The 13,927-nt window shown below is 42.0% G+C and carries 10 protein-coding genes; 2 read left to right on the top strand and 8 right to left on the bottom strand.

Annotated features, from left to right (window positions below; all coding sequences use genetic code 11):
- Positions 1-139: 139 nt before the first annotated feature.
- The gene (locus OE749_RS07105; protein WP_263711723.1) at positions 140-1,537 is read left to right on the top strand and encodes a PhoH family protein; all 1,398 of its coding nucleotides are present in this window, start codon (positions 140-142) and stop codon (positions 1,535-1,537) included.
- 697 nt (positions 1,538-2,234) lie between these two features.
- The gene (locus tag OE749_RS07100; RefSeq protein ID WP_263711722.1) at positions 2,235-2,591 is read left to right on the top strand and encodes a hypothetical protein; all 357 of its coding nucleotides are present in this window, start codon (positions 2,235-2,237) and stop codon (positions 2,589-2,591) included.
- Positions 2,592-2,974: 383 nt separating this feature from the next.
- On the opposite strand, the gene OE749_RS07095 is transcribed toward OE749_RS07100, so the two are convergent.
- From OE749_RS07095 to OE749_RS07060, 8 genes are all read right to left on the bottom strand, one after another.
- Positions 2,975-6,031, bottom strand: a complete 3,057-nt coding sequence (locus tag OE749_RS07095; protein WP_263711721.1) for an efflux RND transporter permease subunit — start codon at positions 6,029-6,031, stop codon at positions 2,975-2,977.
- A gap of 1 nt (position 6,032) precedes the next feature.
- Positions 6,033-6,674 (bottom strand): HlyD family efflux transporter periplasmic adaptor subunit, encoded by a 642-nt coding sequence (locus tag OE749_RS07090; protein WP_263711720.1) that lies wholly within the window; start codon positions 6,672-6,674, stop codon positions 6,033-6,035.
- 94 nt (positions 6,675-6,768) lie between these two features.
- Entirely contained in the window at positions 6,769-7,992 is a 1,224-nt protein-coding gene (locus tag OE749_RS07085) for an ATP-grasp domain-containing protein (RefSeq protein ID WP_263711719.1), read from the bottom strand.
- Positions 7,989-9,266, bottom strand: a complete 1,278-nt coding sequence (locus OE749_RS07080) for an ATP-grasp domain-containing protein (RefSeq protein WP_263711718.1) — start codon at positions 9,264-9,266, stop codon at positions 7,989-7,991. The genes OE749_RS07085 and OE749_RS07080 overlap by 4 nt, the downstream gene beginning before the upstream one ends.
- A complete protein-coding gene (locus OE749_RS07075) occupies positions 9,259-10,551 on the bottom strand; it encodes an ATP-grasp domain-containing protein (protein ID WP_263711717.1) in 1,293 nt (430 codons plus the stop codon). Before OE749_RS07075 ends, OE749_RS07080 begins: the two co-directional genes overlap by 8 nt.
- 16 nt (positions 10,552-10,567) lie before the next feature.
- Positions 10,568-10,855: a 2Fe-2S iron-sulfur cluster-binding protein gene (locus OE749_RS07070; protein ID WP_263711716.1), complete on the bottom strand. Its 288-nt coding sequence runs from the start codon at positions 10,853-10,855 to the stop codon at positions 10,568-10,570.
- A 22-nt stretch (positions 10,856-10,877) separates the two neighbouring features.
- Positions 10,878-12,104, bottom strand: coding sequence for an MFS transporter (locus OE749_RS07065; protein ID WP_263711715.1), 1,227 nt, complete (start codon positions 12,102-12,104; stop codon positions 10,878-10,880).
- 50 nt (positions 12,105-12,154) lie between these two features.
- Positions 12,155-12,904, bottom strand: a complete 750-nt coding sequence (locus OE749_RS07060; RefSeq protein WP_263711714.1) for an iron-containing redox enzyme family protein — start codon at positions 12,902-12,904, stop codon at positions 12,155-12,157.
- Between the last annotated feature and the right edge of the window lie 1,023 nt (positions 12,905-13,927).

Below are 13,927 nucleotides of genomic sequence, written 5' to 3'. Positions count from 1 at the left end.
GTGGTTTATTGTGAGACTAAGTACTGTACAAATTGTTCAATATAGTGTCAGTACGAACTTGGATGTCGGGCCAGCGGCCACGCTTTCAGTGTGCCAATGTGGGCCGAACGAAATCGTGCAACGAATGCCGGAGTAACGGATGCCAAGAAAAAAAGCCAACGAAACGAAAACCTACGTTTTAGATACGAATATTCTTCTCCACGAACCCCTCGCCTTTCTCTCTTTCCAAGAACATGATGTTGTCGTTCCCATGACCGTCCTTGAAGAATTAGATTACATCAAAGACAGTAAAAAAGATGTGGCGAGAGATGCCAGAATTTCCATACGTTCCATGGAAGATGTGCTGCATGATGCGACACCCGAACAAATGACCGAGGGCGTGACGTTGGCAGGCCGGGGCTCGGGTATCACCGCCCCTTCGGGAAAATTTTCCATTTTTTCTGATTTAGAATTACCCGAAGATCATCACGTATTTACTAGCAACGAAAATGACAATCGCATTATTAATGCGGCGCTGTACCTGCAAGAGCAAAAGTCGCCTGGGCAAGTAGTACTTGTCACTAAAGACATCAATATGCGCCTAAAAGCAAAAGGCGCGGGCCTTGCCCATGTTGAAGACTACCGAACCGACCAGCTCATTAGCGATATTAAGTATTTATCAAAGGGATACCACACTTTCGAGGGGCGCTTTTGGGAAAGGGTCAAAAGCGTAGAAAGCCGCGCTGAAGGGCGCGACACCGTGCACACCATTGCCAAAAACATTTTGCCTGAAGCTTACATCAACGAGTTTATCCTCGATGAGAGTGGCGAGTTTGCAGGTTTAGTGGAATCTATCAATGAAGACAGCCTCGAAATACTCGATTTAGGCGTTGAGCGCTTAATGTCGCGCCATGCGTGGGGTATCAATCCGAAAAACGTCCCGCAAGCGATGGCACTGCATGCCTTACTTGATCCCCATATAGACCTAGTGATTTTAACGGGGCCGGCGGGCAGCGGGAAAACGCTGTTGGCACTGGCCGCCGCACTAGAAATGGTGGTAGAGAAAAACATGTACGACAAAATCATTGTGACCCGTAGCACGCCAGAAATTGCAGAATCTATCGGTTTCTTGCCCGGCACAGAAGAAGAGAAAATGGCCCCTTGGCTGGCAGCGATTACAGACTCCTTAGAAGTGCTGCATAAAAATGATGAAAATGTGAAAGGCTCGATGAATTACATCATGGAAAAAGCCAATATCCAGTTTAAATCAGTAAACTTTATGCGAGGCAGAAGCATTCAAAACGCAATCGTTATCCTCGATGAGTCGCAAAATTTAACGGCCTCTCAGCTAAAAACCATTATCACCCGATGCGGGGAAGGTACCAAGCTGATTTGTAGCGGCAATTTGGCTCAAATAGACAGCAACTATCTAAGTGCCGTCACGTCTGGACTCACCTATTTAGTTGAAAAGTTTAAAAACTTTTCAGGCAGCGCAACCCTGAATTTAGACGGCGTGGTAAGAAGCCGACTGGCCGACTTTGCTGAGCGTCACTTGTAACGCCCACTTGCAATAAGCTATCGTGCCGCGCCTCGCGGCACTGCCTTAGTTTTGATAAGTTGTCGCATATCTCACAGGAACAATGTTCATATTAAGTGGGTTCAGTATTATGCGCATTATCTGTATACCGGCATTATTAGGCTACTCAAGAATAAGAAGCGCTGATTTTTACCTTACATTCGCCTCTCACATCGAGGCTTTACATCTTTACAAAGAACTAGACTTACGTCTTCGCAAAGAAAACGTTAAAGTAGGCTACGTATGAAGGGGATGTCTGAATCAATGCGGGCTGTATGGTTAATCGGATAACAACATGCTACATATGTTAAGGATCACTCATGCTGGGTATGCTAATCGTCCTGCTTTTGTGCTTAATTATGTCATGTATCGGGTTTACTCTCGGTAAGCGAGGGAAGAAAAAGTGCTTACTTATTGCAGCAGTTCCATTTATTTGTGTCACCGTAATACATATTTATGAGCTGCATTTTTCTGGCCCGCAAGGCGGCTCACCTTTTGTCATCGTACTATATGTGACCTTAGCTGCACCCTTATCTATCTGCTACATAGCATGCTTTTATGTCGGTATGGAAAAACAAAGATAACAATTAGAGTACAGTCGAGGATGCTCACTCAGTATAAGGTGTAGATAGCACATCCTACTTAATCACGCGCAAAGGAGGCGCTAAATAAAAGAATCATGGAAAAAATTTTTCAATTGCGTTCGCTGAGTGCTTTTTGCCTGTTTACATTTTCACTGTATAGCCAAGGTCTGAATACAGACGATATCGGCATGAGTGGATGGGTAATACTGACGTCGTTACTGCACGCCTTATTGATTTACGTCACTCTCTCAGTATTAGATAACATAAGCATATCGTGGGTCAGACGTGGCGTACTGATTTCGGCTATCTTGCTCATCTTGGCGCATGTTGCAGTATTTATTCGAGTGCTATTCAATTGGCATGAACAGTTGGAAGGACTATTTTACTTGGCTGTGTTTGCTCCAGAAGTGATTGTGTTATGCATAGCGATGTTGTTTTGGGAATCTGATTAACTCTGTCCCAACCATTTTCTGTACTGTCGCCAACTCGGCGAAAACGGGAGAGAAGTCACAGGCGTGATTCACGCCTGTGACAAAGGACATTCAGAATTATGTATCAGTGAACCGAGCGTATACGTCTGAAACACCATCCAGTCGCCCTTCGAAATGGATAGGCGGTTGAGACATAGCCATGGGCTGACGCACTGTTCTAAATTACGTTAGATAGCTTACCATTTACTTTCAGCCTACTTGTTACTTCGCCTATATATGTCTGATTTAAGAAATATTCAGGATCTTACTAATTTTTTAAACGTGCTTAACTGCTTCAATACATCACGTATACTTACCGATCAGACTAGGTATTTGCCCCATGTTCTTTCCTTCGTTCACCCAGACTAGCTTGTTAACGCCTTACCTTGCCACTCCTGTTGCTGGTTGCCATGCTGTATAGGCATAACATAGAGAAGCAAAATGGGAATCAAATACATAGTGAAGAACGTACCGATGGCTATGCCAAAGGTGACTGAAATCCCCAAAGGTTGGAGTATTTTGCCGCTACTTCCTAAACCAAACGCCAATGGTGCTAGACCCGCGATAGTGGTCATATTGGTGACCATAATGGCACGAAATCGCATCTTTGCAGCTTCCACTACCGCATCAATTTTATGCTCAAACCTGCTTGCAATTCGCTGATAAACGTCAACAAAAATAATTGAATTGTTTACAGAAATCCCGCATAACATAATAATGCCAAGCATCGAATTTAATGACAAAGTGCTCTCAAAATAGGCCAGTGCAATAATTGCCCCCATGATTCCAAATGGAATGACTGCACAAATCAAAATGCCAACTAATACGCGCTTGAACATAAAGTGCACACATAAAAACACCAATGCAAATGCCAGCGCCAACGCTTTCAATAGCGAATCAATGCCTTCTTTTACGACAATATCAGGTTGATCAACGATGAAAGGAATGGCTTGGCCTTTAGGCAAGGTTTGATAGAATGTTTCTAGTACTTGTTGCGGCGATTCTATAGCGCTGTCTTTCAGCCAGATTTCCGCCATGTAAATTGGCTGCGTATTCCGACTGTAATACAATTTCCACTCTTTAGTTTCCTGAATATCTAGCAAATCCCTTAGGTGGAAAATCTTATCTTTGTAGAAGAAAGGCAACGCTCCAATTCTTTCAACTTGGTCAATTAACTCACTCCCCACCTGAGAATAGAGCATCAACTTTTCACCCTCTATCTCAATTTGTGCTAGGTATTTCTCTTCAATAACCAAACCAACGTAATCAGCTAAATCCTCTTGAATTTGCTTATGTTCAGCTAAAGGAAAGAAATTGGTGAGTACATCATGCTGAATACTTAAGGCAAACTTAGTGCTTTTTTGAGGTTTAGGTGTGATTTTGACTCGAGAAACCGCTTCGTGCGCCTTAAAATGTGCCTGTATATTAATTAACTGCTGACGTCTCTGTTGCTCGGTTTCTTCGGTGACTAATAATCGCAACGCGGGGAAATCAGGCACCGCGAGTGCAGATGTTATCCAAGGCATCGCCTCTAAATCTAATTCTTCATCGCTTTTCAACATGGCCTGAATATCTGCGAAAGTTTGCTCAAACACCTCGTGGCTGGTCAGATGTATTGAAATATAAGCAGCATTTGCACGTATATCTGTATAGGCAAATTTAATCTTGTCACCAAACTGGCTGTTAATTTCTTGCCTTACTGTTTCAGCTAACTGGGCACGTTCTCGCATTTCAAGCCCATCTTTTTTGAATCCAACGATAACATCTATAATTTCTGCTTTGGGTTTGGCGATAAGTTCTTGCTTAATCGTTGGTAATAGTTGCGCTGAATAGACTCCCATTCCAACGGTGCAAATAATAATAACCAGCTGTAGCAATTTTCTCTGTAGAACATGCCGCAAGCACCATAGATAGCTATTTGCCCATGCATTAAGTAGCGCCTCAATCAACCTGCCGAGCAAACCATAGTTCGCTTGCTTTTGCGGCATATAAGACAAAATAACAGGCAAGAAAATGAGATTAATAAACAGGCTAAACAACATGATTGAAATAACGACTAAGGCAATGTCGCTAAGTAATGCTGAGGCTATAGGGGCAGTAAATGCCATTGGCATGAATACAATAATTGTTGTAATTACTGATGCCACAATAGAGGGTGCTACCTCACGTACAGCATCAAACGTAGTTAACCCTGTTTGTCGTTTCTGGTGATAATAGATATTATCAACGACCACAACTGCGCCATCGATAACCATACCAATCGACACACTCATTGCACCCAATGACAACAAATTAATTCCTACACCGCTAAAATGCATAATTGCACCAGCCCCCATTAGAGATAGCGGCATTGCAAGAGAAACAACCAACGTCTTACTAAATGAACGAAAAAACAATAGCACTGACAAAGATGCGATTGCCATACCCGTAAATATTGCAAACATCACAGCCTTCATCGCCTTACCGATGAAAATAGACGGATCGTTTAAGACGGTAATATTGCCAATATCTTTTACAAAGTCTTCACTTGTTGTAAAAAACGCGCGAGCAAGTTGGTATAGGTTCGCGTCAGGTTTAGGCCAAACCGCAACAGCTACCGCATTTCTACCATCAAGCTGTAGCATGCGAGACATTTTAGAGCGTGTAAAAACAACCTCAGCAATTTCGTTAAGCTTGATTTCGCGGCCAGCGATCTTACCAACCGTAATCTGCTCAATCTGTTGCATATCCTCGATACCACGTTCAACTCTCATGGCTATTTGACCATTACGCTGTGTACTCAAATTACCTAGTGCATAATCAAACTCGTGGATCTGAATGATATCCATCACATCTTGTATGGAGAGTTTGTATTCTGCAACTTTTAGCGGATCAATCTTGACGGTTACGTGTTGTTCACCGAAAAGGGTAACCATTGACTTAGAGACACCGGGTATTTCATCTAATGCGGGTTGCAACTTATTCGCCAATATGTGGCTTAATTCATCGGCGTCAAGTTTGTCAGAGTCAACCACTAGATAACACTCACTGCCCGGATTATAAAATCCGACTTTGAAAGGAGGAAGCTCGCGTGATAATTGGGCTTGATAAGATGCAGCAATAGAGCCGACATCTCTAATGGCCTCATCATTATCTTTGTTCCAGTCAAAATGAATGTAGTAAACGGCTTTACCCTGACGATATTCCCCTTCTACTAACTCTACATCCTTAATATTCTTCAGCGAGGTTTCAATTTTTTCACCCCAAAACTGCATAAACTGAGCGATATCCTGCTTGTAAAACATTTGCAGTTTGATGACAGGCTTACTGGTATTGGGGTAGAGAGAAATGGGCAGGTGCAAAAATTGGTAAAATCCAAAACATACCAAAAACAAAGCAAGCGAGATAAATGAACTACGATTGTTCGCGAATAATCTAAACATACTAATGAGAGCCTAATGACGCTGTGCTTTGATGACTTATCGCAGAGTTCAACATCACTTTGGCAATACTGCCCGAGCGAACTTGATGTCCACACTTCTTCGTGCAATCTACGACCACCTCAATTCTAAACAGGCCAAAATCGCCCTGTTGAGGTTCATTTATGGCATATACTTCGCCCTGCATTTCTTTTGGTTGCGTCGAGTTAGGTGAGAAAATCACACTTGCATCACCGATCTCTCCCAGCCTAAGTAGGTCTCGCTGAGAAACGTCTATTTTCACAACGTACTGGCTAAGATCTGCAACCATCATAATTTGACTAAAGCGATCGACTTTGTGGCCTTCTTGCAGATCGAGTCTCGACACCACCGCATTTTCAATAGTATTGCGAATTAAGATCTCGCTATATCCCACTTCTTCTCTTGTAATTCGCACCAAAGGTTGATTAGTTTTTAATCTATCTCCGCCTTTGACATACACCTCTTCAAGGATGCCATCAAATTGAGAATAAATCGGTTTCTGCTTTTGATAGCTCACAACGCCATAAAACGAGATACTTTCTATCTGCTCTTGTGCCAGAGAACTCAAAGCAAAAATACACAGCAAGGCGCCAACGAGGCTTCGAATAACACAATTGAAGCTCATTACCCCTCTCCTACATTTTCAAAATCTGGCACCGAGTTAAATGACGTTTGGCCCCCATCTCTAAAGCCTGAGTTTGTATGTATACTGTGCATTGCTAGATTGCCTCTTTCACTGTCACGTCTTTCAATACTTGTTGCATAAACCGAACAACTTGATCCGGGTTATCGCCTTGAATAATGCCTGCCGCAGGGACTTCTTTCTTCTGATACGTTATATGTTTAGGTAAACTTTGATCGTTAGAAAGTTGGTTCCATTCCAACATTTGTTGATGTACCGCTATATCCTCATGCCCTTCAAGTTGGCATTTATCCCACCCATAATGATGTCCGGGAAAAACGAACCAACCATAGCTTTTATGCGATGGCGCAGGCTTATTTTGCATAGGCAAATGAAGCTGCGTTGCCAAATTCGCATGATGGAGATTGATTCCTGTTGCTAACTCAAAGGTTCTAGCGACATTGGCACCACCTACTCGGTGACCAATTTCCAAAAATACCAAACGGTTATCTGACTTAATCACTTCAAGATGAAACGCCCCAGACTCTATAGTCAAGGCGGTAATAACGTCTTGAGCAAAGGCCATTAATTCCAAGTCGGTTTCAATCTGAAAAGAGCCAAGTGCATGCCCTTCAGCAAAAGACAAACATGTACCTTCATAACAGCTAGTGACAAGTTTACTGATCCGTCCCTGCTCAACGATGCCATCTAAGTGCAGAATCGCCCCGACAACAAACTCTTCAACTTCAAAATTGTCATAACATCGTTCAACATCGAGAACCGGAATATTTGTTGTCCCTTCGGAAATCGCTTCCTTCAACATGTTCATACTAGTGAACTTGATAACATTTTCGCTAGATGCGCCATCTCTGGGCTTTAAAATCACCTGCTCCAATTCGGTGACATCCCGATTCAACACATCAGCCAAAGAATAAAAACGAGGTACTTCCAGTCCAGCGGCCTGCACTAACCTCTTCATTACCATCTTGTCTCGTACGCTCTCAACTTCTTTTGGTTTTGCCCCTTTAATATTCAATTGTTCTCTTATCTCAGCAGCAGCAATTAGCTGATATTCAGACACTCCAATTACATAATCAAAATGTATCCCATGCTGCTTTGTTTGCTTCACCGCTGTATCAACGAGATTATCCAAATTCTCAATAACAACTTTGCGGCAAGGTAATGACTCAGGAATATTCCTCATCGGACCAGGCAACCCCAAATAGGTCACATTGTGCACCGTATGGTCAATAACTTTTTCATAGCCCACATTCTCAAATGGCACACGGTGTAAAATAAGAATTGAGAGAGACGACGTCATGAGCATTTTCTTCCTTTTTTAACACTATAGAGACTGCGTTCCCAGGCCAACTGCACCTGCTCAAACATGCTTTCAGTCGATAATTCTGAATTGCTACAGTAAACGTTTGCCTGTGCAATAAACTCATCATTAGAACGAGGAACTATGGGAACAGACAATGGCCGAGTATTTAGCCAATCTAACGAAAAGAGCTCAATCTTATGACCCAGTTCCTCCCGTAGCGTGGCTTCTATTTGCATAGTAAAATCACTTATATCGTCAAGTAGTGCTTCTGTTGCCCCTAACATGCACGACATTGCTTTCCCTTTTGGAGACAATGGGGTATGAGTAACCGTATTCCCTAATGCTAAGTCCACCCATAAATGGAAGAAGTTAACACCGAAAACCTTGTTTGCAAGATTCCAAATACCCATCCCAGCAGAACGACGATTCGCCTCCACTGTCGCCGTTAACCCCTGATGGTCCAGATAAGCTATTTCGTTGTGAAATGCGCCAACATTTTGCCCGACCCATCCATTCATTAAGCGCCCATGAGCTTCGATCTTCTTTGTCGTAGAAATATCGATTCCAGCTGGCAAAACTTGTCCAATTTCAACGGGGTATGTGCCCTTCGCTACTATCTTTTCCGTGATAAATGAAACATCTCCCACGCCGTCAAAGGAGAACTCGCTAAATGTGGGAATACGCTCTTCACACATAAGCCCGCTCTCCAAGTAACACTCAACCTGACGATATGCAGCAGATAAATCTGATTGACTATCGAGTTTTAGTACACCTCGGCTCGCAGAACCGCATGTTGGCTTTAATATAAACCCATCAGGAAAGCGAGTTGCAAAAGCTTGCAAATCTTGAAGCGAATAAATTTGCGCAAACGCTGGTATAAAATGGTGCTCATTACGATGTGAAGAGAAGTGTTCGAGTTCTGTTGACCTGAGTGTCGCTTTATTAAAAGCATTCAGCGCCAACTCAGTACTATCGCAAATAATACCTAAACGTTCAAAAAGCACCGTGCCATATTGCAGCGCTTTATCAGCGAATATGATCCCTCCACAAACCCTGTACTCCTTTAAAAGCTCAGCAGCCAAGGTATCAAGATTCGGGTCACTCAAGTTGACTTCAATCACCTCGTCACAAACAGACTCAAAGATACTCAGTGCCTGCTCAACCAACAACAGCGTTTTCAAGCCATATTTAGCGTTTGTGTAGGCACTAATCGTTGCTAAATCTTTTCGTCTGCTTTTAGGGCAATCCAGAACCAAAAACACCTCATTCATATTCTACCTCCAGTGCAGACTCGGAACGTCGAATTTGCTTTTGAATTTGCTCACGCGATTGAGATACCGGCCACGACCATAAAGCTTGCGCCACGAAAAGTTCACGGTTGGCATCTGGTGTGATTTGCCCTGCCGCCATCAGCAACTTTTGATGAACGGTGGGTATATCGGAATTAAACTGGAGTTTACGGATAGTTTTATTGGGCTCTGCGAAAAATGCTCTAAAATAAGCACCGCGCTCACGATCAAAGAAGTGTTCAGATTGCGGAGATAATTGTTTTAGTAACGAAAGATAGTCATTGCTATCTTCGGATAACAATGAACGAATCCAAAGTTCAAGCAATGAATAGCCAGACACATGTTCAACGCTCTCGTTTATGTAAGAACCACCAATACGTGGGTTAATTTCTATAACTTCCCACTGCTTTCCATCAAACTTTGCCTCAAGGTGATAACAGCCATTACCAAGCTGCAATCGGTCAAATATTGATACCACCCAAGCATTAGCTGATTCGATTTCGCTTCTCTGTAAAGAAATTGGTGGAGAAGCACTGACATTCTCTAATGTCGTTAGTGCTTGCTCACCCACTTCAATTTTTTCGTGGATAGCAATGACATGACATCGACCTTGATGCTGTATAATTTCAAAACAAAATTCAATTCCTGGGATATAGTCTTCAACAACAAATTCGACCTTCTGCGCAAAACTTGTACTGAAGACAACATCAGTCTGTATTTGCTCCGCTATCGCTGTGATTTGCTGCCACTTGGTTTCAGGCTTCAATTTGAAGGCACCATAAGAAGCAATTCCGCATCTTGGCTTAATAAATGCGTCCGCCTCTTCTTCTACTAGTTGAGTGAACAGCGTTTCGGTGAGAACCCTGGAGTTAACATGACTAAGATTATGTTGACGCAACGCTTGGCGCAGCTGAAACTTGTCTCTTAATAACTCAACTTGTTCTAGCTCCATGTCTTGTACACTCAACGCCTTATTCACTGACGACATGAGCGTTCTATAGTTTTCCCAAACACTAATACAACCTAGCACCTGTTTATTCTGTTTTTTCAGTGTCTCGACAAACCCCAAAATGCTGTCTTCGTCGAGCTCTGACTGTTCTATCACTTTCATCACAGACGCTTTCGCTGACATATTACTAATTAACGTGTCATCAACGGTTTTTGATGAAATAACATAGAGTTCAATTTGCAACGCCTGACAACTTGCATAGATCTGATCTACAAAGGTTTTCCCACCTCGGACTAATGCCACAATACCCTTCATCATATAAGTCCTTTTATCTCTAGTCTTCCAATGCCTCAATGGCAACGTCACCAGAAAGCTTGCACTGACAGGCCAATCTGTGTGTCTCATCGTTGATACAAAGCGTATCTAATAAGTGCTCTTCAGCCTCATTCTTAGGGGAAAGGTTATCTAGTCCTTCCACAACTCTAATGGCACAAGTCCCACACGCAGCAGAACGACAACCAAACATCAGATCCGGTTGAACGACATAGTCCAATTCACATAGTGAACTGTTCTCGGCTAGTGAGACATCTATCCCACTTTTAAGTAATTTTACTGTTGGCATTTATTTCCCTATCGTGTTGAGGTTATGAAGTACTGACTTTTCGAGCCGCCTTAAATTTCGGTAACAGATAAAATGAAAGATAAATTAGGCTGTTACCTAGGATGACCAATAACAGTAAATTTTGCGGCCCAACAGATTCAGAAAAAGCCGCAATCAATACGCCAGCCAATGGTAGTGGCAGTTGATTAAACATCACCATAATGCCAATCACCTTTCCCAAGTCATCTTTTGGAATGAGTTTTACCCTCTCAGCGCGCATATAAACGTTGAATAGTGCCAACGATGAAATCATCAAAGCGTAGCCCAAAGTAAACATCCAGAATTCAGTTGCTATTGCTGCAATCAGGCTTCCAATAAAAATTGACCAAACGGAACAAATAAAAACGGTAATTCCGTCAAAACGACGAAAGATCTGACTACTGCAAATCAACGTCAGAACGGATGCAACCCCCAGTGCCAGTTGGAGTAAACTAAAAGTATGATCGGTTACATTGAACCTAGAAATAGCAATTATTGACGCTTGCCCTAACATTAAACCCAATAACAAATTGACGGCGATGGACTCACAAGTGAGGCGTTTGAGCCTTGATTGACGGTATATCAGAGAAGATGCCTTATACAACTGTTCAAAAAAGCTTACCTTTTGCTCTGCTTGCTTTACCTTTGCATCAAGGCCAAATGACAGGGTCATGGTGTTTAATGCACAGGCGAGGTAAACAACTGACGTAACCAATATGAGATAGTACTTTTCCATTACCAGTATTAATAAGCCACAAAGAATTGGCCCCAGAATCATAGATAGCTGCATCAATGTTTGTAATACGGATTGCACTTCGGTAAGGCGAGATTGGTCAAATAGACGTGGCACGACTGTTTCAACAGCAATCAATGATTGAGCCTGAAAAAATGCATTTACCATTACTAAGAAGCCCAGAATGTAAATGCTGTATTGGTCATAATGAAGCAACAAAAATATAGCGAGTAAACATGTGGTCCCCCGAACAAAATCAGAAATAAGGAACAGTACTCGACCACCAATTTTATCTGCCAATGCGCCTGCTAAAGGAAGAGAAACGACGCGAGGAAGCCATTCTAAGAAAAAAACTAAGCCAGTTTGCGTGATGCTACCTGTATTTCGGTAAATAATTAAGGGGACTGCGAAAAGTAGAATCTGATCACATATTAACGCCAAAAATCTACCCATCAAAAAACGGCAGAATGCAGCATTCCCTAGCAGAAGAGCTAACATAGTATAAACAGCACCTTAGCCAGCCAACCGTAGTTGACTGGCCTAATTTGTTAAGCCGCTTTGATAGTATCTGTACCTATCGTAGTGTCATAAAGTTCTTTGTAATACATGGCAAGAAGAGATTGAATTTCATCAATATATTTGAGAAATACGTCTATATCATTCTCGCTAAAAATAAGCGCTCGAACGATTTCCCACATGTCGCCAGAATGATCGTGACTCAAGTCGGTATTAATGTGCGCAACCTGCCCTTTAACATTTTCAGAACCTAACTCAGACTTTAGGTTGCTAACTTGAGCTGGGGTTGTTTTTGCCGTCACATATTCAACCAAGTAGCTATATGCGACCGCACCAAGTGGATTTTCATGCTCGGTTACAAAGTATTTAAAGCCTGTCAACAAACGCGTGGCAAACATTGGTTCTGTATTGTTAATCTCGTCTTCGGTAACGCCACTGGCCATTGCATCGTTTTTAAACAAAATATCATGCAGCATTTCTTCATCTTGATAACGTGCATATAACTGCGCTGCCTCAGGTGAAATTTTTGCAATTTGATGAAGTACTTTAGCTTGAACTGTTCGGCTCATACGTATACGCCAGACATGCTCAATCATGTGACGCTTGTAATAATTCTTATCAACGCCAGGTTCAAACAAGTGTTTGGCATACACTACTTCTTTGTCCCACTCTTCCATTTTGCCATCAATGTACAAATCGATACGACGTTTAACCTCTGCACTTTCGTTTGAATCTAAACAGCTCTTAGGGTGCGCAAAACCTATATCTTGTACTCTATTCACGTTAACTCCTTATAAATTTAAATATTACTTCCGTTTACCTATTTCAGGTTAATCAAGCATAAAATTAACAGAACGTTTTAAATGACAAAAAGAAAACCTGAAAGAGTGAACATTGGAAATAAAAGGTCACTTAAATCGCCGCGCAAAAAATTATTAAAAATAAAACACAAAGTCAATATACAAATGAAAAATTCTTTACATATAGATTATTCACTTACATATTTATTCGGCTTTATTGAGGCAATCAGCGCGCCACTCAAGAAGCCGCAAATTTAACTCGAAGAGGCAACATTGTGTTATTCATTGCGTACTTCAATGGACTATCTTAAAGCGAGACACCTTCGAGTTCAGATTGCGAGACCTCTTAATTTCAATCGCTCACCTATCCTTTACAGCTCACCGTTCTGTATCTATGCATACGCATTGGCCCAAGAAGTGAAGGCATCGACAAGCGAAAATGGTTCATGCTGACGGCGACTAAACACCGAACTAAACACCATCTACACCGAGGCATTTAACGCCATTAGCTCTTACGGATGCTGCTTGCTTACTGATGTTGCCATAAGGCATGGTACTACGGCACTGGAGTTGGATTTCAGAGAATGACTGAGTTGAAAAATTCGAAACCATGGCGTTAACCGAACTAGCTAAGCTGGCTGAAATGTGCGCTGCAGTATCGGCCCAACCGAAAGCGAATGGATATTACTTTAGCGTCAAGAGAGGCTATATAGGGGTGCCACCCCTAAACAGATTTTCGTTGATAACGTACTAAAAATAAGAGTTAGGGCACCTTGCTGGCAGGAGGTTAATAAAGCCGCCTATTTTTCAAAACTTTAACCAATTAGACTTAAAAATGTAACCAAACTATCCACGGTAGCATTTGGTATATTATATAAACATTTTTAATAACATCGAACATATTAAAAGATCATTAAATTAACCTTGAGGTATTGAAAAACATTTTCCAAGCGAGTATCTTTTGTGCAAATTATTTGGCACACCTCTACGAGTGTTAATAAATTG

Origin of the sequence: Fluctibacter corallii (assembly GCF_025751585.1) — a bacterium.
Classification (GTDB): Bacteria; Pseudomonadota; Gammaproteobacteria; order Enterobacterales; family Alteromonadaceae; genus Fluctibacter_A; species Fluctibacter_A corallii.
Note: the sequence above shows the minus strand (reverse complement) of the source record. Positions and strands in the feature narration are given on the sequence as shown.

What these genes read in the sequence shown, in the direction of transcription:
- OE749_RS07105 (WP_263711723.1), top strand. Translation starts at nt 140, where the DNA reads ATGCCAAGAAAAAAAGCCAACGAAACGAAAACCTACGTTTTAGATACG.
- OE749_RS07100 (WP_263711722.1), top strand. Translation starts at nt 2,235, where the DNA reads ATGGAAAAAATTTTTCAATTGCGTTCGCTGAGTGCTTTTTGCCTGTTT.
- OE749_RS07095 (WP_263711721.1), bottom strand. Translation starts at nt 6,031, where the DNA reads ATGTTTAGATTATTCGCGAACAATCGTAGTTCATTTATCTCGCTTGCT.
- OE749_RS07090 (WP_263711720.1), bottom strand. Translation starts at nt 6,674, where the DNA reads ATGAGCTTCAATTGTGTTATTCGAAGCCTCGTTGGCGCCTTGCTGTGT.
- OE749_RS07085 (WP_263711719.1), bottom strand. Translation starts at nt 7,992, where the DNA reads ATGACGTCGTCTCTCTCAATTCTTATTTTACACCGTGTGCCATTTGAG.
- OE749_RS07080 (WP_263711718.1), bottom strand. Translation starts at nt 9,266, where the DNA reads ATGAATGAGGTGTTTTTGGTTCTGGATTGCCCTAAAAGCAGACGAAAA.
- OE749_RS07075 (WP_263711717.1), bottom strand. Translation starts at nt 10,551, where the DNA reads ATGATGAAGGGTATTGTGGCATTAGTCCGAGGTGGGAAAACCTTTGTA.
- OE749_RS07070 (WP_263711716.1), bottom strand. Translation starts at nt 10,855, where the DNA reads ATGCCAACAGTAAAATTACTTAAAAGTGGGATAGATGTCTCACTAGCC.
- OE749_RS07065 (WP_263711715.1), bottom strand. Translation starts at nt 12,104, where the DNA reads ATGTTAGCTCTTCTGCTAGGGAATGCTGCATTCTGCCGTTTTTTGATG.